The organism is Corynebacterium marinum DSM 44953, from assembly GCF_000835165.1.
GTDB lineage: Bacteria > Actinomycetota > Actinomycetes > Mycobacteriales > Mycobacteriaceae > Corynebacterium > Corynebacterium marinum.
Genome location: NZ_CP007790.1, coordinates 2,209,324 through 2,229,543 on the forward strand (window position 1 = coordinate 2,209,324; position 20,220 = coordinate 2,229,543).

17 protein-coding genes are annotated in these 20,220 nt (G+C 68.4%); 5 read left to right on the forward strand and 12 right to left on the reverse strand.

From position 1 onward, the window contains the following. Nucleotides 1-204 precede the first annotated feature (204 nt). Nucleotides 205-2,745 carry an ExeM/NucH family extracellular endonuclease gene (locus tag B840_RS10485; protein ID WP_052491174.1) on the forward strand — a complete coding sequence of 847 codons (2,541 nt, stop codon included), beginning with the start codon at nucleotides 205-207 and terminating at the stop codon, nucleotides 2,743-2,745. 80 nt (nucleotides 2,746-2,825) lie between these two features. Here B840_RS10485 and B840_RS10490 read toward each other — a convergent pair whose 3' ends face one another. The 8 genes from B840_RS10490 to purD all read right to left on the reverse strand — a co-directional run bounded on the left by B840_RS10490 (nucleotide 2,826) and on the right by purD (nucleotide 12,392). Further along, nucleotides 2,826-3,320, reverse strand: coding sequence for a glutathione peroxidase (locus B840_RS10490; protein WP_042622082.1), 495 nt, complete (start codon nucleotides 3,318-3,320; stop codon nucleotides 2,826-2,828). 4 nt (nucleotides 3,321-3,324) lie between these two features. Then, a complete protein-coding gene (locus B840_RS10495; protein ID WP_042622083.1) occupies nucleotides 3,325-4,002 on the reverse strand; it encodes a DUF2334 domain-containing protein in 678 nt (225 codons plus the stop codon). An 8-nt stretch (nucleotides 4,003-4,010) separates the two neighbouring features. Further along, nucleotides 4,011-6,170, reverse strand: a complete 2,160-nt coding sequence (locus B840_RS10500) for a S9 family peptidase (RefSeq protein WP_042622726.1) — start codon at nucleotides 6,168-6,170, stop codon at nucleotides 4,011-4,013. Between the two features lie 22 nt (nucleotides 6,171-6,192). Further along, complete coding sequence (locus B840_RS10505) at nucleotides 6,193-7,086, reverse strand: phosphoribosylaminoimidazolesuccinocarboxamide synthase (RefSeq protein WP_042622084.1); 894 nt, start codon at nucleotides 7,084-7,086, stop codon at nucleotides 6,193-6,195. 43 nt (nucleotides 7,087-7,129) lie between these two features. After that, the gene (purB, locus tag B840_RS10510) at nucleotides 7,130-8,569 is read right to left on the reverse strand and encodes an adenylosuccinate lyase (RefSeq protein ID WP_188656923.1); all 1,440 of its coding nucleotides are present in this window, start codon (nucleotides 8,567-8,569) and stop codon (nucleotides 7,130-7,132) included. A gap of 175 nt (nucleotides 8,570-8,744) precedes the next feature. Next, nucleotides 8,745-9,719 (reverse strand): hypothetical protein, encoded by a 975-nt coding sequence (locus tag B840_RS10515; RefSeq protein ID WP_156971902.1) that lies wholly within the window; start codon nucleotides 9,717-9,719, stop codon nucleotides 8,745-8,747. A gap of 232 nt (nucleotides 9,720-9,951) precedes the next feature. Next, complete coding sequence (locus B840_RS10520; protein WP_042622087.1) at nucleotides 9,952-11,073, reverse strand: pyridoxal phosphate-dependent aminotransferase; 1,122 nt, start codon at nucleotides 11,071-11,073, stop codon at nucleotides 9,952-9,954. Between the two features lie 41 nt (nucleotides 11,074-11,114). Then, a complete protein-coding gene (gene purD / locus B840_RS10525) occupies nucleotides 11,115-12,392 on the reverse strand; it encodes a phosphoribosylamine--glycine ligase (protein WP_042622088.1) in 1,278 nt (425 codons plus the stop codon). Nucleotides 12,393-12,423: 31 nt separating this feature from the next. Here purD and B840_RS10530 point away from each other — a divergent pair, with 31 nt between their 5' ends. The 4 genes from B840_RS10530 (at nucleotide 12,424) to trpB (ending at nucleotide 15,257) form a co-directional block, all read left to right on the forward strand. Continuing rightward, nucleotides 12,424-12,849, forward strand: coding sequence for an HIT family protein (locus B840_RS10530; protein ID WP_042622089.1), 426 nt, complete (start codon nucleotides 12,424-12,426; stop codon nucleotides 12,847-12,849). Further along, complete coding sequence (locus B840_RS10535; protein ID WP_042622090.1) at nucleotides 12,849-13,481, forward strand: alpha/beta fold hydrolase; 633 nt, start codon at nucleotides 12,849-12,851, stop codon at nucleotides 13,479-13,481. The genes B840_RS10530 and B840_RS10535 overlap by 1 nt, the downstream gene beginning before the upstream one ends. Next, entirely contained in the window at nucleotides 13,478-13,756 is a 279-nt protein-coding gene (locus B840_RS10540; RefSeq protein ID WP_042622091.1) for a 2Fe-2S iron-sulfur cluster-binding protein, read from the forward strand. The genes B840_RS10535 and B840_RS10540 overlap by 4 nt, the downstream gene beginning before the upstream one ends. Before the next feature lie 163 nt (nucleotides 13,757-13,919). Continuing rightward, a complete protein-coding gene (gene trpB, locus B840_RS10545; protein ID WP_042622092.1) occupies nucleotides 13,920-15,257 on the forward strand; it encodes a tryptophan synthase subunit beta in 1,338 nt (445 codons plus the stop codon). A 38-nt stretch (nucleotides 15,258-15,295) separates the two neighbouring features. Here trpB and B840_RS10550 read toward each other — a convergent pair whose 3' ends face one another. The 4 genes from B840_RS10550 to B840_RS10565 all read right to left on the reverse strand — a co-directional run bounded on the left by B840_RS10550 (nucleotide 15,296) and on the right by B840_RS10565 (nucleotide 20,163). Further along, entirely contained in the window at nucleotides 15,296-16,783 is a 1,488-nt protein-coding gene (locus B840_RS10550) for a sensor histidine kinase (protein ID WP_308422552.1), read from the reverse strand. Then, nucleotides 16,780-17,505 carry a response regulator transcription factor gene (locus tag B840_RS10555; protein WP_042622093.1) on the reverse strand — a complete coding sequence of 242 codons (726 nt, stop codon included), beginning with the start codon at nucleotides 17,503-17,505 and terminating at the stop codon, nucleotides 16,780-16,782. The genes B840_RS10550 and B840_RS10555 overlap by 4 nt, the downstream gene beginning before the upstream one ends. 103 nt (nucleotides 17,506-17,608) lie before the next feature. After that, nucleotides 17,609-18,367, reverse strand: coding sequence for a MerR family transcriptional regulator (locus tag B840_RS10560; RefSeq protein WP_042622094.1), 759 nt, complete (start codon nucleotides 18,365-18,367; stop codon nucleotides 17,609-17,611). Nucleotides 18,368-18,417: 50 nt separating this feature from the next. Beyond that, nucleotides 18,418-20,163, reverse strand: a complete 1,746-nt coding sequence (locus B840_RS10565) for a pyruvate dehydrogenase (RefSeq protein WP_042622095.1) — start codon at nucleotides 20,161-20,163, stop codon at nucleotides 18,418-18,420. Between the last annotated feature and the right edge of the window lie 57 nt (nucleotides 20,164-20,220).

Below are 20,220 nucleotides of genomic sequence, written 5' to 3' on the forward strand. Positions count from 1 at the left end.
AACCGGTTAATCGGGGGTACCCCTTCATTGAAAGTGAGATGAACTCTGTGTCAACGCCCGGTCAAATGGCCAGTAGAGCACCCCGGACGGGGTGAGTTTCCGGAGCAAGCATCCGGCAAAAAGGTGAGATCAACGGTTAGGTATCCGGGCGGACACATCTGTCCGGGTCACGTCCTCTTCTCCCGATTATCGAAGGTACCCCCCATGCTCCGTCCCGCCAGCGGGCTGATCGCAGCCGCCGCTACAGGCCTCTCCCTCATTCTCGTCCCCTCCACCGCCCTGGCCGCACCCGCCGGCGACAACGTCGTCATCAACGAGGTGTACGGCGGCGGAGGCAACTCCGGTGCCACCTACACCCACGACTTCATTGAGCTGTACAACCCGACCGGCGAAACCATCGTGCTCGATGGCTGGACGGTCGAGTACTACTCCGCAACGGGCACCAGTGCGACTGCCACCACGCTGTCCGGTTCCATCGGACCCGGCGACTTCTACCTCATCCAGCAAGCCAAGGGCAGCGGCGGCACCGAGGCCCTGCCCACCCCGGATGCCGTCGGAAACGCCGCGATGAGCGGCACCAACGGCAAGGTCGTGTTCAAGGACGCCGTCGGAAACACCGTCGACCTCGTCGGCTTCGGCTCCACCGCCAACCTCTACGAGGGATCCGGCCCCACCCGGACCCTGTCGAACTCGACCTCCGCGCAGCGCGAGCCCGTCGGCCATGACACGGACGACAACGCCCTCGACTTCACCGTCGCCGCCCCCACCCCGCAGAACTCCGGCGGCATCGGCCCCGTCATCACCGAACCCGAGCCGGAGCCCGAGCCCGGCGCGGCCGTCTCCATCGCCGAGATCCAGGGCACCGGCGCGGTGTCCCCGCTCAAGGGCCAGCAGGTCACCACCGAAGGCGTGGTCACCGCGGTCTACCCGGAAGGCGGCCGCAACGGCTTCCATCTGCAGACCGGCGGCACCGGCGGCGCACCGAAGCAGACCGGCGAGGCCTCCGACGCCATCTTCGTCTACCTGGGCAGCCAGGGGACCTACCCGGAGATCGGCGACTCGGTCATCGTCACCGGCCAGGCGGACGAGTACTACGACGTCACGCAGATCTCCGGCCCGACGATCACCGCCCCCGACACGGACTTCGCCCCGGTCACCCCGGTCGAGATCGGTCACCTTCCCGCGGGAGATGAAGCCCGCGAAGCCTACGAGTCCATGCTGGTGCTACCCACCGGCGCCCACACGGTCACCAACAACTACGCGCTGAACACCTTCGGCGAGATCGGCCTGGCCCCGGGCACCGGGGCACACCGCCAGCCGACAGACGTCCATGCCCCGGACACCGACCTGGCTTCCCCCGCCCAGCAGCTCGCCGCGCGGCAGCAGGCCGAGCTGGTGCTTCTCGACGATGGCCGCACCCGCAACTACATGACCGGCGACAAGACCACTCCCCTCCCCTGGGTCGCCGTCGACGGCGCGGCGGGCGTCTCCATCCGCACGGGTGCCGCGGTGGACTTCCAGCACCCGGTCGTGGTCGGCTTCTCCCACGACCACTGGCGCTTCCAGCCGACCACCCCGGTCACCGGCAACAGCTCCGCCGTTGAACTCCCCATCACCTGGGAGGACACCCGCGCCGCCGAGATCGGCGCCATGGACACGGTCGAGGGCGATTACTCCGTCGCCTCCTTCAACGTCCTGAACTACTTCACCTCCCTCGGCGAGAACGAGGAGGGCTGCCGTTCGTACAACGACATGTACGGCACCCCGGTGGGCACCAACTACTGCGACGTCCGCGGCGCCTGGTCGCAGGACGCCTTCGACGACCAGCAGACGAAGATCGTCGCCGCGATCAACGCTCTCGACGTCGACGTCCTCGGCCTCGAGGAGATCGAGAACACCTACGCCCTCACCGGCGACATCGAGCGCCGGGATGAAGCCCTGTCCGCGCTTGTCGACGCCCTCAACGCCGACGCCGGCACCACCCGCTGGGCCTACGCCCCCTCCCCGGCAGTCGTCGGCACAGACGAGGACGTGATCCGCGTCGGTTTCCTCTACGACCCGGCGACCGTGGAGACGGTCGGTGAGTCCCGCGTCTTCGACGACGCCCGCTTCACCGGCACCGCCCGCCAGCCGCTGGCCCAGGAGTTCGCCGCCGTCGACGGCGGCAAGTCCTTCGTCGCGGTGGTCAACCACTTCAAGTCCAAGGGTTCCGTCGCCGCCGGCGACAGCGACAAGGGCGACGGCCAGGGCAACAACGCCACCGTCCGCGTCAACCAGTCCCAGGCGCTCCTCGAGCACCTCGGGGACCAGTCGGACTGGGACGACCTGCCGGTCTTCATCCTGGGCGACACCAACGCCTACTCACGGGAGACGGCCATGTCCGTCCTGGAGACCGCCGGTTTCACCAACATCGCCGCGCAGTACGACCCGGAGCACACCACCTACCAGTTCGGTGGCCTCCTCGGTTCCCTGGACCACGCCCTCGGCAACGCCGCGGCGATGGAACTCGTCGCCGACGCCCGCATCTGGAACATCAACGCCGATGAGCCGGTCGTCTACGAGTACTCCCGCCGCAACTACAACGTCATCGACTTCCACGAGGACAACTACTTCCGCTCCTCCGACCACGACCCGGTGAAGGTGGGCTTCAACCTCCCCACCGGCGCCGAGGGCAACGGTCGTCCGGCCCACTCCTTCGAGCAGGGCCGCCCCGCCCACTCCTTCGGGAACAACGGCAACAACTAAGCCCCGCTCCTCCCGCACGACACCCCCGGAGAACCCTGCTGTTCAGGTTCTCCGGGGCTGTCGTGTTTCCGGCGGGCGGATCAGCCCGGCAGGTTCGCCTCGATGAGCGAGACCAGCGCGGGGTCGTTCGGTTCGGTGCGCGGCCGGATGCGGGCGAGCACCTCGCCGGAAGGCGAGATGAGGAACTTCTCGAAGTTCCAGGCGACGTCGCCGGCCTCGCCCTGCGCGTCCGCCACCGAGGTCAGCTCCCGGTAGACCGGGTGGGCGTTCTCGCCGTTGACATCGAGCTTGGACAGCAGCGGGAAGCTGACGCCGTAGTTGAGGGAGCAGAAGTCGGCGATCTGGGCGTCGGAACCCGGTTCCTGGGCGCCGAACTGGTTGCAGGGGGCGCCGACGACGGTGAGGCCGCGCCCGGCGTAGTCATCGGCGAGCTGCTGGAGCCCGGCGTACTGCGGAGTCAGGCCGCACTTCGAGGCGGTGTTGACCAGCAGGAGGAGATCGCCCCCGGCGATCTCCCGCAGGGTGGAGGTGGTGGAGTCGGGGAGGTTGACGGGGATGTCGAGAAGCTCAGTCATACCCTCAGACTACGGCGCGGTAGTCGCTCGGCGCGGCGCCCGCCCCGACTGCGGCGACGGCGGCGCGGAGAAAGTCGGAGGCCACCTTCTTCTCCTGCAGGTTGCGGCCCGACACGGACAGGCGGATGGTGTTGCCGCTGGCGGCGCCGCGCTCGGCGGCCCGGATCACGTTGCGGCGCCACCACTTGGCCGCGCCGAAACCCTCGCCGACGGACAGGTTGCGGCACTGCTCGAAGGAACCGTCCGCGAGGTTGTGTATGCCCCGGGTGCTGGCGGCGAGGACGAAGTTGAACTCCGGCAGCACCTCGAGGGTGCCCGGCGACATGCGCCAACGGGGCGGGGCGAAGATGTCGGGCTCGAAACCGATCTTCCTCATCTGGCGGGTGGCGCCGGCCAGCCGCAGACGGGCTTCGTGGGAGTCGAGGGTGGCGAACTCGGAACGCCGGCCCTGCACGGCCTGGTCGAAACCGTTGAGGATGAGCACCCGGCCGGCCTCCTGCTGCCCGAGCAGCCAGTCGCGGGTCTTCGGGTCCCGGGCCAGGTGCCAGTTGCCGTCGATGTGCGGGGCGACCAGCAGAGACACGGGGATGGTCTCCGCGTCGAGGGCCTTCATCATGTCCGCCACTGCTCCCCTGGTGTCGGAGAAGATACTGGAAACTGAAACCAGGAGGCGGCCGCGCATAGGGGGAATTATCGCACGCCAGCACCGCTCTGTCGCGGCAAGTTTTCCCCGGCGCCCGCGGTATGCAGCGTCCATGCGTACTCGAAGGCGGTCTGCTGCCAGCGGGCGTACCGGCCGGACACGCCGCCGTGCCCGGCGGACATCTCGGTCTTGAGCAGGAACTCGCCGCCGGTGGCGGTGGCGCGCAACCGGGCGATCCATTTGGCGGGCTCGACGTAGAGGACGCGGGTGTCGTTGAGCGACGTGATCGCCAGGATGTCCGGGTAGTCCTTGGCCTCCACGTTCTCGTAGGGGGCGTAGGAGGCCATGTAGTCGTAGACCTCCGGGTCGTGGAAGGGGTCGCCCCACTCGTCCCACTCGGTGACCGTCAGCGGCAGCTCCGGCTTGAGCATGGAGGTCAGCGGGTCCACGAAGGGGACCACCGCCTGGATGCCCGCGAAACGGTCGGGCGCCAGGTTGGCGATCGCGCCCATGAGCATGCCACCGGCGGAGCCGCCCTCGGCGACCAGCCGGTCGGGGGCGGTCAGTCCGCGGGCGATGAGGTCGTCGGCGACGTTGACGAAGTCGGTGAAGGTGTTCTTCTTCTTCGCCAGCTTGCCGTCGTCGTACCAGGCGCGGCCCATCTCGCCGCCGCCGCGGACGTGCGCCACCGCGAAGATCATGCCGCGGTCCATCACGGAGAGCCGGGAGATGGAGAATCCCGGGTCGATGCTCGACTCGTAGGAGCCGTAGGCGTAGAGCACCATCGGGTTCGGCCGGCTGACGTCCAGGTCGGCGCGGTGGACCACGGAGACGGGGATCTGCTCGCCGTCGGCGGCGGTGGTCCACAGGCGGTAGGCGGTGTAATCCTCACGGTTGTAGCCGCCGAGGATCTCCTGCTCCTTGAGCAGGGTGAACACGCCGGTGGCGATTCGGTAGTCGTAGAGGCGCGCCGGGGTGGTGAAGGAACCGTAGGAGATCCGGATGACGGGCGCGTCCCACTCCGGGTTGCCCAGGGAACCGGCGGTGTAAAGCTCCTCGTCGAACTCCAGCTCTTCGAAGGTGCCGTAGCAGCCGTCCGCGGGCAGCTCCATGACGGCGAGGCGGCCGATGGCACCGCGTCGGTAAGCTGCGACGATGTGTCCCTCGAACGTGTCCACCCCCTCGATGCGGGTCTCCGCGGCGTGCGGGATGAGGGTCTCCAACCCGCGCAGTGGCGGCAGTTCGGAGACGGGGCACTCGCCCACCTCGAAGTTCGGGCCGGTGGCGTTGTGCGTGACGATCCACCTGTCCGCCCCGCCGTCCAGCCCGGCGACGACGGCGTGGTCGACGGAGTACTCGACGCCCTTCTCCCGCGGCCACAGAACCTGGAACTCGCCCTCCGGGTCGTCCATCGGCAGAACCCGGGTCTCGGAGGTGATCTTGGAGGCGGATTCGATGATGAGGTACTTCTCGCTGCGGGTGGAGCCGACGCCGGTGAAGTACTGCTCGTCCTCCTCCCGGAAGACGCAGACGTCTTCGGCCGGGTCGGTGCCGATGCGGTGGCGCCACACGGTGTCCGGCCGCCAGGCGTCGTCGACGCGCTGGTAGAAGAGGTGCTCCTCCCCCGCCCAGGTCGCGCCGTAGTAGATGTTCTCCAGCACGTCATCGAGCAGCTCGCCGGTCTCGAGGTTCCGGATGCGCAGAGTGAAGCGCTCCTCGCCGGTGGTGTCGACGGAATAGGCGAGGAGACGGCCGGAGGTGGTGACCGAGGAGGCGCCGAGGGAGAAGAACTCGTGCCCTTCGGCGAGCGCGTTGAGGTCGAGGATGACCTGTTCGCCTTCCGGGCGGCCCTCTTCGGGGATGACCGGCGGGGTCCACGGATCGTGGGCCTCGTTGACCGGGATGCGGCAGGAGTAGCCGTAGTCCTTGCCCTCCTCGGTCCGCCCGTAGTACCACCAGTCGCCGGAGCGCTGCGGGACGGACATGTCCGTCTCCTTGATGCGGGACTTGATCTCGGTGTAGATCTGCCCGGTCAGGTCCTCGATGCCGGCGGTCTGCTGTTTCGTGTAGGCGTTCTCCGCCTCGAGGTGGGCGATCGTCTCCGGGGAATCCTTGTCCCGCAGCCATTCGTAGTCATCGACGAAGGTCCGCCCGTGGAATTCACGGACGACCGGGTGGCGGGGAGCGATCGGGGGCTGCAGAGTCATGCCCACCGATCGTAGTCACCTGCTACACGCACTCCCCGACCCAGGTGCAGAACTTCTCGCCCGACAGGCGCTCGTAAGCCTCGATGTAGCGCTCCCGGGTGGCCTCCACCACGGAGCCCGGCAGCGCCGGAGGCGGGGTGGTGTCGTCCTGCGACCAGCCGGACTTCGGGGAGGTCAGCCAGTTGCGCACGTACTGCTTGTCGAAGCTCGGCTGCACCTTCCCCTCCTCGTAGCTGTCCGCCGGCCAGTAGCGGGAGGAGTCGGGGGTCAGGACCTCGTCGGCCAGCACGAGGGTGCCGTCCGTGTCCAGGCCGAACTCGAATTTGGTGTCCGCCAGGATGATGCCCTTGGATTCCGCGAGGGCGGCGGCCTGCGAGTAGATGCGCAGGGTGGCGTCGCGCAGCTCGTTGGCGCGGGTCTCGCCCAGCTTGTCGACGACCGCGTCGAAGCTCACGTTCTCGTCGTGGTCGCCGAGCTCCGCCTTCGTGGCGGGCGTGAAGATCGGCTCCGGCAGCTTCGAGGACTCGACCAGCCCGGCCGGCAGCTCGATGCCGCAGACGGTGCCGTCGGATTTGTACTCCTTGAGCCCCGAACCGGTGAGGTAGCCGCGCGCGACGCACTCGAAGGGCAGCATCTTCAGCTTCTTCACGATCAGCGCGCGGCCAAGCACCTCCTCCGGGATCCGCGGATCGTCGACCGGGCCCGCCAGGTGGTTCGGGAAGTCGATGGCGTCGAAGAAGAACACGCTCATCGCGGTGAGCACCCTGCCCTTGTCCGGGATCTCGGGATCCAGGAGGTGGTCGTAGGCCGAGATGCGGTCGGAGACCACCATCAGCAGGGTGTTGTCATCCACTTCGTAGATCTCGCGGACCTTGCCCGCGGAGAGGTGGTTATAGTCGGACAGCTCAGGACGCATGATGTGAGAGTCTAGACCCGTCGATGGTGGTTGTGAAATGGAACTAGAGGATCTCGCCCGGCTGGTAGGCGGCGGCCTCGGGGTGGGTGTCCACGAGTCCCTGGATGCGGCGCAGGACGTGGTCGACCTGCGACTCCGCGGCGCCGATGAAGGCGTTGCGGTCGGTCAGGGCGGCATCGAGGTCCTCCCGGGTCATGGGCAGACGCTCGTCAGCGGCCAGTCGCTCGACAAGGTCCTGGTCGCCGCCGTTCTCGCGCATGTTGAGGGCCACGGCGACAGCGTTCTCCTTGATCACCTCGTGCGCGGTCTCCCGGCCGACGCCCGCGCGGACGGCGGCCATGAGGATGCGGGTGGTGGCCAGGAAGGGCAGGTAGCGCTCCAGCTCGCGGTTGATCATCGCCGGGAAGGCGCCGAATTCCTCGAGGACGGTGAGGAAGGTCTCGAACATGCCGTCGATCGCGAAGAACGCGTCCGGCAGGGCCACACGGCGGATGACGGAGCAGAACACGTCGCCCTCGTTCCACTGCTGGCCGGCCAGATCCGCCGTCATGGTGAGGTAGCCGCGCAGGATGACCTGCAGGCCGCCGACGCGCTCGCAGGAACGGGCGTTCATCTTGTGCGGCATCGCCGAAGAACCGACCTGGCCCTCCTTGAAGCCCTCGGTCACGGTCTCCGTGCCCGCCATGAGGCGGATGGTGTGGGAGAGCGAGGACGGGCCGGCGCCGAGCTGCACCAGGGCGGAGACGGCGTCGAAATCCAGGGAACGCGGGTACACCTGGCCGACGGAGTCGAAGATGCGGGCGAAGCCGAGGTGATCGGCGATGGAGGTCTCCAGCGCGGTGAGCTTGTTCTCGTCGCCGCCCATGAGGTCCAGCATGTCCTGGGACGTCCCCATCGGGCCCTTGATGCCGCGCAGCGGGTAGCGGGCGAGCAGGTTCTCCACGCGCTCGATGGCCACGAGCATCTCGTCGGCCGCCGTGGCGAAACGCTTGCCCAGAGTCGTGGCCTGGGCTGCGACGTTGTGGGAACGGCCCGCCATCACCAGGGACCGGTACTGCGCGGCGCGGTCGCCCACGCGGGCGACGACCGCGACAGACTTGTCCCGGACGAGCTCCAGTGAGCGGTAGATCTGCAGCTGCTCGACGTTCTCGGTGAGGTCACGCGAGGTCATGCCTTTGTGGATGTGCTCGTGGCCCGCCAGGGCGTTGAACTCCTCGATGCGCGCCTTCACGTCGTGGCGGGTGACCCGCTCACGGTCCGCGATAGAGGCCAGGTCCACCTGGTCGATGACCGCCTCGTAGGCCTCGACGACCCCGGCGGGGATGTCGACGCCGAGGCCCTGCTGCGCCTTCATCACCGCGATCCAGAGCTGCCGCTCCAGAATGATCTTATGCTCCGGGCTCCACAGCTCGGTCAGCTCGGCGGAGGCGTAGCGGTTGGACAGGACATTCGCGATCTTCTTCTTATCAGCCACAACTGCGATTATCGCACGCCCCTCGCCGGGGGTGTACGGAGGCATGAAGGGGATACGGCAGGTTCAGGCATTCCGCCCGAGGCATATCAGTCCATGAGGAGGATGAATGAACCACTGCTGAGCGCCAGGCATGAGTCGCTCTACTCATGGACTGGTATGCCTCGGGTGGAGCTGGCGCCCTGAGTCACGCCGCCTTCCTCTGCTGCGCGCGGAGGGTCTCCCGCACCGTGCCGACGAACACCGACTCCCCGTTCCGCCTGGTCACCAGATCCCGGTAGTCGGCATGGAGCATCGTGAAGCCGGCGTTCTGGATCTCCCGTTCCCGGTCGCGATCCTTCCTCATCTGGGCGATGGCACCGGTGCCTGTGGTGACGTTGTCGTACTTGACGTCACCGTGCAGCTCATTGGCGATGTCACCGTTGAGCACATGGTCAATCCGGTATCTTCCCCCCAGCACATTGACCTGCACCTCCAGGGACTCGAGCTCCGGCAGTTCAGCAGTGACAATCTGTGCCCTGCCCCAGGACTCCAACGGGCTCTCGGATCTCCCATCCGCGAGTTCCAGAGCTCTCCGCGCCTTTCGGATGCCCGGGACGGGACCGAACGCGAGGAACCTGTCGAGGAGCAGCTCCTTGGTCGCCCCCTGCATGGACAGCGCTGCGTCGAACGTGACAATGGCCTCCTCAATTCCCTGGTGCCGCGCCAGATCCAGCAACGTCCGGGGAATGCTGGTGACACGAACCCCGTTCACAACCTGAATCTGGCCCTCCGGAAGATAGCCTGACCAGTACTTGACTCCCGACGGCCACTGCCGCCGAGGTGGCCGGATGTTCTTGCCAGGGAGATTCAGTTCCACGAATCTGTCCCGTCCCGGAACCGGGAGACCATGCACGCGGGCCGCCGACCGCCCAACGAGAACCGCCCTGTCCACGCTCATCCCCACCGCCTGGACCCGTACCTCTTCCTGCTGCCAGACGGGAAGCTTCTCCCACATGTCCCGTCGCACCACCACCTCCGGGCACAGCCGGACGTAGTACCTCCCCTTCAGGTTCTCCCAGAACGCCCTGTCAGTCAGTGACACCCGGGGAATGTGAATGAGTCCGAGGGCTGCGCTCCAGTCCCGCATGGGTTCGATGAATCTCCGCAATGGTTCGCTCATACCGGCAGTATCGACTCTCGGCCGGGGGTGGGGAAGGGATCGGGACGCACTGTGGATAACCAGGGCGAATCGCTGAAAACCTATCCACAGGCCCGCCGACGCCGGAGGCATATCACCCGATGAGTGGACCGAAAGGCCGTCAGCCCCACAGCGGGTCCTTCGCGCTCTACCCATGAGGAGCTATCCATGGGGTGATATGCCTCAACACCCCTGCTCCGGATGCCACAGGGAACTACGACCGGCGGTTCACGTACTCGCCCAGGCGCCGACAGGCCTCCCGCGTCTCCTCCTCCGGGGCGCACAGGCTCAGGCGCACCCAGCGGTGCCCGTGGACCGGGTCGAAGTCGACGCCCGGCGCGAAGGCCACGCCGATCTCCTCGACGAGGGTGTGACACCAGGCCTCGGAATCGTCGGTGACGTGGGAGACGTCGAGCCATAGGTAGAGGCCGCCGTCCGGTTCGGCGAAGCGGGGGAAACCGATCTTCGGCAGCTCGTCGAGAAGCACCCGGCGCGCCGCGCGGTAGGTCTCCACGTGACCGTCGAGCTCCGTGCGCGCCTTTTCGGAAAACGCCGCCCGGCCCGCGACCTGCGAGATCGCGGGGGCACACAGCGCGAGCGAGGCCTGCAGGTTCTCCACGGGGGTGAGCAGTTCATCGGGGAGGATGAGCCAGCCGACGCGCCACCCGGTCATGGAGAAGTACTTCGACAGGGTGCCCACCACGACCGCCCGGTCGGAGAACTGCCGGGCGGTGGCCAGCGGCCGGCCGAAGCTCATCCCGTGGTAGTCCTCGTCCGAGATGAGCACGGTGTCGTTGTCCTCGCACCAGCGGGCGATCCGGGCCAGCTCCTGCGGGTCGATGATGGTGCCCGACGGGTTGCCCGGGGACGTGACGATGACCGCGCGCGGCCGGTCCTCCGCGGGAAGCGCCTCGAGCATGTCAGCGGTCGGCTGGAACCTGGTCGCCTCGTCGCAGACCAGGTCCACGACGCGGGCGCCGAGGGACTCGAGGATGTTGCGGTAGGCGGGGTAACCGGGGCAGGACAGAGCCACGGTGTCCCCGTGGTCGAGCACCGCCAGGAAGGCGGCGACGAAACCGCCGGAGGAACCGGTGGTGATCACCACGTTGTCGGCCGGGGTCTGCACCCCGTAGGTCCCGGAATGCCAGCGGGCGACCTCCTCGCGCAGCTGACGGTCGCCGAGCACCTCGGTGTAGCCCAGCGCCGAGGCGCGCAGCTCCTGCTCCGCGGCGTCGAGGGCCGCGGCGGGCGCGCCGGTGGCGGGTTGGCCCGCGCACAGCATGATCGTGTCCCGCCCTTCCCGGCGCCGGCGGTGGACCAGGTCGAGCATCTGCATGACGCGAAACGGTTGGACGTCGCTCCGGTCGCTCACGAGTCTCATAGCGAGATGCGCCCCTCCACGGCCGGCAGGGCGATGTCGTTGCGGTAGAAGGACCCTTCGAGGGTGATCTGCCCGATGGTCTCGTACGCGTCGTCGCGTGCCTCCTCCAGCGTGGCTCCGACACCGACGATGTTGAGCACCCGGCCGCCGGCCGAGACCAGCTCACCGGCTTCGTTGCGGGCGGTGCCGGCGTGCAGCACCTTGTCCGGGTCGTCCACCACGGCGCCCGAGATGACGCCGCCGGTGACCGGGGAGGCCGGGTAGTTCTCGGCCGCCAGCACCACGGTCAGGGCGAAGGCGTCCTCCCACTCCAGCGGCGGGTGGTCGGCGAGGGTACCCGACGCGACGGCGTCGAGAAGCGAGGCGAGCGGGGTCTTCAGCAGGGCGAGCACCGGCTGGGTCTCCGGGTCGCCGAAGCGGGCGTTGAACTCCACGACCCAGGGGCCGTCCGCGTCCCACGCCAGGCCGGCGTAGAGCAGACCGGAGTACGGGGTGCCGCGGCGGACCATCTCCCGGGCGACCGGGACGCAGACCTCGTCGACGATGCGCTGCACACCCTCGGCGGGCAGCCACGGCAACGGGGTGTAGGCGCCCATGCCGCCGGTGTTGGGGCCCTCATCGTTGTCATAGGCGCGCTTGTGGTCCTGGGCGGGAAGCAGCGGGACGACGGTCTCGCCGTCAACCAGACAGAACAGGGAGATTTCCGGGCCGTTGAGGAAGGACTCGAGGAGCACGGGGTTGCCCTGCTCGTGGACCGCGTGGACGTGCTCGAGGGCGGCGGCACGATCGGGGGTGACCACGACGCCCTTGCCGCCGGCCAGTCCGTCGTCCTTGACCACCCAGGTGGGGCCGAAGCGGTCGAGGGCCGCCTCGATGTCCGTCTCCGGGATGCCCGGCGCGACCTGCTCCGCGCGGGCCGTCTTCACGCCCGCATCCGCCATGACGTCCTTGGCGAACTGCTTCGAGCCCTCGATCTGGGCGGCGGCGGCGGAAGGGCCGAAGACCCGGAAACCGGCGTCGCGGAGATCGTCGGCGACGCCCGCGACCAGCGGGATTTCCGGGCCGATGACGACGAGGTCGGCCTCGATGCCGCGGGCGAGGGCCACCATGGCGGCGCCGTCGTCGGCGTTGCCGGCGTCCGAGTGGACGGTGGCGAGGCCGGACATACCGGCGTTGCCCGGGGTGACGTGGAGGTCAGTGGTGGCGGGGTCGGCTGCCAAGCCCTTGAGCAGGGCGTGTTCGCGGCCGCCCGATCCGATCACGAGAATGCGCATGACCATCAAGTCTAGAGGTAGCCTGGCTGGCATGAGTAGCGTGTTCACCAAGATCATCAACGGCGAGCTCCCGGGCCGCTTCGTCTACCGCGACGATCTGGTCGTCGCCTTCCTCACCATCGAGCCGCTCCGGTACGGCCACGTGCTGGTCGTGCCCGTCGAGGAGACCGACCGGTGGACCGACCTCTCCCCCACCGTCTGGGGCCACCTCAACGAGGTCGCGCAGAACGTCGGCCGTGCTGTGAAAGAGGCCTTCAGCGCCGCCCGCGCCGGGTACATCATCGCCGGTTTCGACGTGCCCCACGCCCACATCCACGTCTTTCCCACCAACCGGATGAGCGAGTACGACTTCTCCCGGGCGATCGCGGCCGACGCCACCGACCCGGCGAAGATGGACGAGGCCGCCGGGAAGATCCGCGCGCTCCTGGAGACGGACGCCGACGGCCACCCGCGCTAGTGTCCCTGCTGCGTTGGGTGCCGCACCGCGGGACCCTGCCGCCGCTTCCCCCGCTGGAGCAGACGCCGGGCACCCCGGTGCTGCTGCTGCACGGGCTCATGGGGTCGCCGGGAAACTTCGAACGCACCGCCCGCGGGCTGCTTGAACTGGGCGTAGCGTTGGCCGCGCCGCTGTACGGCCTGCGCGGCACGGTGACCCTCGAGAGTTCCTTCGGCGAACTGGCCGGTGTCGCCGGAGACATCCTGGCCACGAGGGAGCGGATCGACATCGTCGGCCATTCCCTCGGCGGTCACCTCGGCCTCCGGCTGGCCCACGAGTTCCCGGGCCGGGTGCGGACCCTGGTCGGCATCGGCGCCGCCTTCCGCGGGCTGCCCCTGCCGCCGAACCCGGTGGTGCGCCGCGGGGTGGGTATCGTGATGGGCCGCGGCGCCGGCGATCTGATGACCGCGACCCCCTTCGAGGCGGAGGTGCCGGCGGGCACCCGCGTGGTGTCCCTCATCTCGGACGCCGACCGGGTCGTCCCCTCCGCGTCCTCGGAGCTGGGGGAGATTGTGCGGATCCACGGGGTGCGCCACGAACACCTGCCCGGCCTGGCCGGGGACATCATCGACGCACTGGAGTGGAGACCGTGACCGACCACACCGCCGACATCGACGGCACCGGGTACACCTTCGACTGGCCGCAGGGGCAGACCCTGCTCGACGCGCTGCTGGCGGAGGCGATTCCCGCCCACTACTCCTGCATGGAGGGGCACTGCGGAACCTGCCAGTGCACCCTGACGGGCGGGCCCTCCCACATGCTCAACAACGAAGTGCTCTCGGCGTACGAGATCCGGAGTGAGGACCAGACCCTGGCCTGCCAGACCATCCGCGACGGGGAGGGCCCCTACCGGATGAGCCAGGACTAGCCGGCGGAGGTCAGGACCAGGCCGGGACTGCTCCCCCGGCGCCCGTGTCACCGCTTTCCCGGAAAATCCCGGCTTGCACCCGACACCTGGCGTCCGGCCACCCCCGGAGACCGGCAAACCGGCCGTGGGACACAGGGCCGCGCCCTATGGTTAGTGCATGGATATGACTCCCCGCCTGCATGCGAACCCCGACCTGCCCGAGGGCGAGGCCCGCCCCACCATCCTCCCCGCCTACTTCGGCAAATTCGGTGGGCAGTTCGTCCCGCCGCAGCTGCTGCCGGTGCTCGACGAGCTGGAGCGCGCCTACGCCGAGGCCCTCGAGGACCCCGGATTCATCGCCGAGCTGAACAAGCTCTACACCTCCTACCTGGGCCGCCCGACACCCGTCACCGAAACCGTGAACCTGCCCCGCGAGGGCAGGGGCAGGGGGCGCGCCCGGATCTTCCTCAAGCGCGAGGACCTCGTGCACGGCGGCGCCCACAAGGGCAACCAGGTCATGGCCCAGGCCCTGCTGGCGAGGAAACTGGGCAAGACCCGCCTCATCGCGGAGACCGGCGCCGGACAGCACGGCACCGCCACCGCCATGGCCGCCGCCCGTTTCGGCATGGAGTGCACCATCTACATGGGAGCCCGCGACGTCGCCCGCCAGCAGTCGAACGTCTACCGCATGCGTCTGATGGGAGCCGAGGTCATCCCCGTCGACGACAACGGCAACGGCCTGCAGAACGCCGTCGACGTCGCGCTGCAGGACTGGGTCGAGTCCTACGGGAACACCCACTACCTGCTGGGCACCGCAGCCGGCCCGCACCCCTTCCCCAGCCTGGTCAAGGAGTACCACCGGGTGATCTCGAAGGAATCCCGCGCCCAGATGCTCGAGGAGGTCGGCCGCCTCCCGGACGCCGTCATCGCCGCCGTCGGTGGCGGCTCCAACGCCATCGGCGCCTTCGCCGAATACTACGACGACGCCGACGTCGCGCTCATCGGCTGCGAACCGGCCGGCGAGGGGCTGGACACGGACAAGCACGGCGCCCCGCTCAACCGCGGCCGGGTGGGCATCCTCCACGGCTCCCGCTCCTACGTCATGCTCGGGGAGGGCGAGGAGGACGTGCTCAACTCCCACTCGATCTCCGCCGGCCTGGACTACCCGGGCGTGGGGCCCGAGCACGCCTGGCTCATGGAGACCGGGCGCGCCACCTACGTGGGAGTCTCCGACGCAGATGCTCTGCAGGCCTTCCGCATGCTCACCCGCTACGAGGGCATCATCCCTGCGCTGGAGTCCTCGCACGCCCTGGCGTACGCCCTCAAGCTCGCCGAGCAGGACGAGTCCGAGGGCAACCGGGACCGCGTCTACCTGGTCAACCTGTCGGGCCGCGGCGACAAGGACGTCGACTACGTCCGCCGCATGCTCGGCGACGCTGCTGACCTGGATCCGGAGGAGCACGGCGTCGAGAAGATCGATGTCGCCGGCGCTATCGCCCAGCTGGAGGCGGAGGCGGATTAGTCGGCGGGACCCGCCGGGGACGTCACCGCCCCCGGCGATCACTCCCCCTGTTCCTTCCTCCGGGGCAACCGCACCGTGAACGCGCTGCCCTCCCCCTCGACCGAGTCCACGGTGATGGTGCCGCCGTGCTTTTCCACCAGGGATTTCACGATGGCCAGGCCCAGCCCCGAGCCGCCGGACGCCCGTGAGCGGGAGGCGTCCTCGCGGTAGAAACGCTCGAAGATGTGGCTCGCGGTCTCCGGGGACATTCCCCGGCCGTCGTCCTCGACGGTGATGAGCACGTCGTCGTCCTCGAGTCCGAGCGTGACCCGGACCGCCGCCTCCGGGCCGCCGTGGGTCAACCCGTTGGAGATGAGGTTGAGCAGCACCTGGTGCAGCCGGGAGGCGTCGCCCTCGACGACGGGGACCGAGGAGGTTTCATTGCTCACGCTGACCTCCCGTCCGGGGAAGGCCGCGCGGGCGGAGGACGCCACGGACAAGGACAGCTCCAGCAGATCCACGGGGGTGAGATCCAGGCGGGAGCCCTCGGCGCGGGTCAGCGCGAGGAGGTCCTCCACCAGCAGGGACATGCGGCGGGATTCGTCGTCGATGCGGGTGAACACCATCTCGACGTCGTCGGTGGCTCCGGAGCGGTACAGCTCGGTATAACCGCGGACGGAGGTGAGCGGGGTGCGCAGCTCGTGGGAGGCGTCGCCGACGAAACGGCGCATCTGCTCCTCCTTGCTCTGGGCGGTCTCTACCGATTCCTGGAGCTGCCCGATCATGGTGTTGAGCGCGTGGGCGAGCTGGCCGACCTCCGTGGTCCGCGGCCAGGCGGGCACACGCCGGTCCAGATCTCCTGCGGCGATCTCGCCGGCGGTGCGCTCGACCTCGCGCAGCGGGGCCATGGCCTGGCGCACGACGTAGTAGCTGAGCAGGGCGAGCACGGCAAGGACCAGCACGCTGATGATCACCTGCACCAGCGCCAGGCCGTAGAGCAGCGCCTGTTCCCGGGCGAGGTTCTTCGCCACGACGGTGGTCACCCCGTCCTCGCGGCTGGCGATGACCCGCCAGCGGGTGCCGGAGTCGCTCCCCGGGGCGGAGGTCACCGACTGGGGCGGGCGCCCCACGACCACGTTGGAGAGCTGCGGCAGTTCGCCCGGGTCGTTGAAGACGACGGAGGTTCCGTCCTCGAAGAGTTTGATCACCACGTAGTCCGAGGGCGGCCGGGAGGAGCTCTCGGACTTGAAGAGCTCCGAACTCTTCGCCCAGCCCCCGAGGGAGTTGATCAGGTCCTCGTCGACGCGCGAGTACGTGACCTCGCGCATGATCGAGGACACCGCCACCGAACTGGCGGCCAGCCCCAGGCCGGACAGGACCACGATGATGACCACCAGCCACGTCCGCAGGGGCCACGCACGTTCGTGGACCCGGGGGGCGGGCGGCGGGTGCAGGGCGTCGCGCGGGTCGAGCCTGGCGTAGGGGTTGTCCACCGCCGCCCCCTGCCCGCCGTCCTGCGGAGTGGAGGGGTAGGGCGGGAGCGTCACTGGCGGGGCGTCCGGAGGACGTACCCGACGCCGCGGACCGTGTGGATCAGCGGGACGTCACCGGTGTCGATCTTGCGGCGGAGGTAGGAGATGTAGGACTCGACGACGTTTCCGTCCCCGCCGAAGTCGTAGTGCCAGACGTTGTCCAGGATCTTCGATTTGCTGAGCACCACCTCCGCGTTGAGCATGAGGTAGCGCAGCAGGTTGAACTCGGTCGGCGAGAGTTCGACGATGTTCCCGGCCTTGGTCACCTCGTGCGTCTCGTCGTTGAGGGTGAGGTCGGCGTAGGAGATCGTCGCGTCCTCCGGGTCCTGCTCGTTGATGTGGCCCCTCCGCAGGATCACGCGCAGACGGGTGATCACCTCCTCGAGGGAGAAGGGCTTGGTCACGTAGTCGTCGGCGCCGATGGTCAGCCCGTGGATGCGGTTCTCGACGGCGTCTTTGGCGGTCAGGTAAAGCACCGGGCCGTCGAGCCCCTCGCTGCGCAGCTTGGTCAGCAGCTCGAAGCCGTCCATGCCGGGCATCATCACGTCGAGGATGTAGGCGTCGGGGTTGAACTCCCGCGCGATGCGCAGCGCCTCGGGGCCGGAGCGCGCCGTACGGACGTCGAAACCCTGGAATTTCAGGCTGACGGTGAGCAATTCGACGATGTTCGGTTCATCGTCGACGACGAGGACCTTGATGTCGGAGGGGTCTGCCTGGTTGTCTTTCATGTCTTCCATTGTCCATCACTTTCCCTGTAGATGCCCCCGAGTCAACTCCCCCGCTCTTCCGGCCGGCTGAACAGAGTCTGGGAGTTTGCTGGACCAGGGAAATGAGGAGAAGTCAGCGCCACTGCACGTCGGCCGGGTCCACCCCCTCCTCCTCCGCCTGCGCCTCGATCAGCGCCAGCAGATAGGCGGAGTGCCCCCGGTAGGTGGCGTCGAAGCGCTGATCCTGGGTGTACATCCGGGCCAGCAGCACCTGTTTCTCCCTCGACACGGCGTAGAAGCGTCCGATGGACGCCCGGTGCTTCTCGACGATCGCGGCCGCCTCCGCCGAGCCCGGCTCCACGCGGCGGTCGGCGGCGTCGGCGAGCAGGGCGACGAACTCGTCCTGTTCCCGTTTGACCTCCTCCCAGTCTGCCCGCGACATGCTCGCCCCGACAGCCTGGGACTGCTCCCACTCCGGGGTGCCTCCCCAGCGCTCGCGGGCCTCCTCGCGGTAGCCCGGCCAGTCCCCGCCGAACAGCTCAACTTTCTCGTCCATGCTCATGGTGTCTCCTCCTTCAAGGAGTTCATCGACTGCCCGGACCATCCGGTGCAGGTGGCCGATCCGGTCCACGAGGACCTCCCGCTGCCGGCGCAGTTTCGCGGCGGCGTCGACGGGGGCGTCGAGAAGCTCCCTGATCTCCCGCAGCGGCAGCCCCGCCGCGCGGTAGACGAGGATCTGCAGGGCCCGTTCCAGGTCGTCGTCGGTGTAGAGACGGTGGTCGGACCAGGTGCGCCGGGTGGGCACGAGCAGCCCGATCTGGTCCCAGTGCCGCAGAGTGCGGGTGGTCACATGGAGGATGTCGGCGGCTTCGCCGATGTGGTGGTCGGTCACGTGTCCCAGTCTGCTCGTTGACGCCGCGTCAAGCGCAAGACCCGCAGGCGCTACGCCTTCCCGGCGGCGCCGATGTTGCGCAGGTTGCCGCGGGCCAGATCGACCATGCGGCCGACGCCGCCCCCGAAGACGGTGCGGGTCGCGGCCTTCGTGAAGCCCGTCAGCATGTCCCAGGTGATGTCCGGCGGGATGGACAGGGCGTTGGGGTCGGTGACCACGTCGACGAGCACCGGGCCGGGGTGCGCGAATGCTTCCGCCAGGCCCCTGCGCACCTTTTTCGGGTCCTCGATGCGGATCGACCTGATGCCCATGGCCGCGGCGATGGCGGCGAAGTCCACCTTCTCGTGGTCGGTACCGAACTCCGGCATGCCGGCCACCAGCATCTCGAGCTTGACCATGCCGAGCGAGGAGTTGTTGAACACCACCATCTTGATGGGCAGGTCGTGCAGCTTCACCGTCAGCAATTCCCCGAGCAGCATGGCCAGGCCACCCTCCCCGGAGAAGGTGACCACCTGCCGGTCCCGGTCGACCAGCTGCGCGCCGATGGCCTGCGGGAGGGCATTAGCCATCGTGCCGTGGCGGAAGGACCCGAGCTCCGCCCGCCGTCCGTTGGGGGTGAGGTAGCGGGCGGCCCACACGTTGCACATGCCTGTGTCGACGGTGAAGACGGCGTCCTCGGCCGCCAGCTCGTCGATGAGCGACGCCACATACTCGGGGTGGATCGGCCGGTGCTTCTCCACCTTCGAGGTGTAGGCCTCCACGACGGACTCCAGGGTCTCGGCGTGCCGACGCAGCTGGCGGTCGAGGAAACTGCGGTCCTTCTTCTCCTCGACGTGCGGGAGGATGTTGTCGATGACAGCGCCGACGTCGCCGACCACGGGATGCCGGACGGTGGTGCGGCGGCCGATGTGGGAGGCGTCGAGGTCCACCTGGGCGACGTTGTCCCGGGGCAGGAATTCGGTGTAGGGGAAGTCGGTGCCCAGGAGGATGAGCAGGTCTGCGTCGTGCATCGCGCCGTGGCAGGCGCCGTAGCCGAGCAGCCCGGACATCCCCACGTCGAAGGGGTTGCCGTACTGGATGTGCATCTTGCCGCCGAAGGCGTGGCCCACCGGCGCCTTGATCTTCTCCGCCAGCGCCAGGACCTGTTCCCGTGCGTCACGCACGCCGGCGCCGCAGAACAGGGTGACCTTCTCAGCGTCGTTGATGGCCTGCACCAGCGCGGCAGCCTCCGCCGGATCGGGGTAGACGACGGGACGTCCGGTGGCGATGGTCGACTCCAGGAACATGTCGTCGCCGGCCTCATCCTCGGAGATGTCGCCCGGGATGACCAGGACGGACACTCCCTTCCCCGCGACAGTGGACTGGATGGCGTGGTGGAGGATGCGGGCGCCCTGGTCCGGGGAGTTGACCATCTCGCAGTAGCCGGAGCACTCCTGGAAGATCCGCTCCGGGTGGGTCTCCTGGAAGTAGCTGGAGCCGATCTGCAGGCTGGGGATGTGGGAGGCCAGGGCGAGGACCTTGGCGCCGTTGCGGTGGGCGTCGTAGAGTCCCTGGATGAGGTGGGTGTTGCCGGGTCCGCAGGATGCGGCGCAGACGGCCAGCTCCCCCGTGACGAGCGATTCGGCGCCCGCTGCGAAGGCGGCCGCCTCCTCGTTGCGGACATGGATCCACTCGATGGACGAGTCCCGGATCGCGTCGACGATGGGGTTGAGGCTGTCCCCGACGACGCCGTAGACGCGTTTGACGCCCTGCTTCTCCAGGGTCCCGATCAGCTGCTCCGCATAGTTGTGTGCCATGTCACAACGGTACCTTCTTGCGTTGTAACTGTAACGAACGGTCGGTACAGTTCTGCT

What these genes read in the sequence shown, in the direction of transcription:
- B840_RS10520 (WP_042622087.1), bottom strand. Translation starts at nt 11,073, where the DNA reads ATGCAGATGCTCGACCTGGTCCACCGCCGGCGCCGGGAAGGGCGGGAC.
- B840_RS10495 (WP_042622083.1), bottom strand. Translation starts at nt 4,002, where the DNA reads ATGCGCGGCCGCCTCCTGGTTTCAGTTTCCAGTATCTTCTCCGACACC.
- B840_RS10565 (WP_042622095.1), bottom strand. Translation starts at nt 20,163, where the DNA reads ATGGCACACAACTATGCGGAGCAGCTGATCGGGACCCTGGAGAAGCAG.
- B840_RS10485 (WP_052491174.1), top strand. Translation starts at nt 205, where the DNA reads ATGCTCCGTCCCGCCAGCGGGCTGATCGCAGCCGCCGCTACAGGCCTC.
- B840_RS10515 (WP_156971902.1), bottom strand. Translation starts at nt 9,719, where the DNA reads ATGAGCGAACCATTGCGGAGATTCATCGAACCCATGCGGGACTGGAGC.
- B840_RS10555 (WP_042622093.1), bottom strand. Translation starts at nt 17,505, where the DNA reads ATGGAAGACATGAAAGACAACCAGGCAGACCCCTCCGACATCAAGGTC.
- B840_RS10490 (WP_042622082.1), bottom strand. Translation starts at nt 3,320, where the DNA reads ATGACTGAGCTTCTCGACATCCCCGTCAACCTCCCCGACTCCACCACC.
- B840_RS10530 (WP_042622089.1), top strand. Translation starts at nt 12,424, where the DNA reads ATGAGTAGCGTGTTCACCAAGATCATCAACGGCGAGCTCCCGGGCCGC.
- B840_RS10505 (WP_042622084.1), bottom strand. Translation starts at nt 7,086, where the DNA reads ATGCGTCCTGAGCTGTCCGACTATAACCACCTCTCCGCGGGCAAGGTC.
- trpB (WP_042622092.1), top strand. Translation starts at nt 13,920, where the DNA reads ATGACTCCCCGCCTGCATGCGAACCCCGACCTGCCCGAGGGCGAGGCC.
- purD (WP_042622088.1), bottom strand. Translation starts at nt 12,392, where the DNA reads ATGCGCATTCTCGTGATCGGATCGGGCGGCCGCGAACACGCCCTGCTC.
- B840_RS10500 (WP_042622726.1), bottom strand. Translation starts at nt 6,170, where the DNA reads ATGACTCTGCAGCCCCCGATCGCTCCCCGCCACCCGGTCGTCCGTGAA.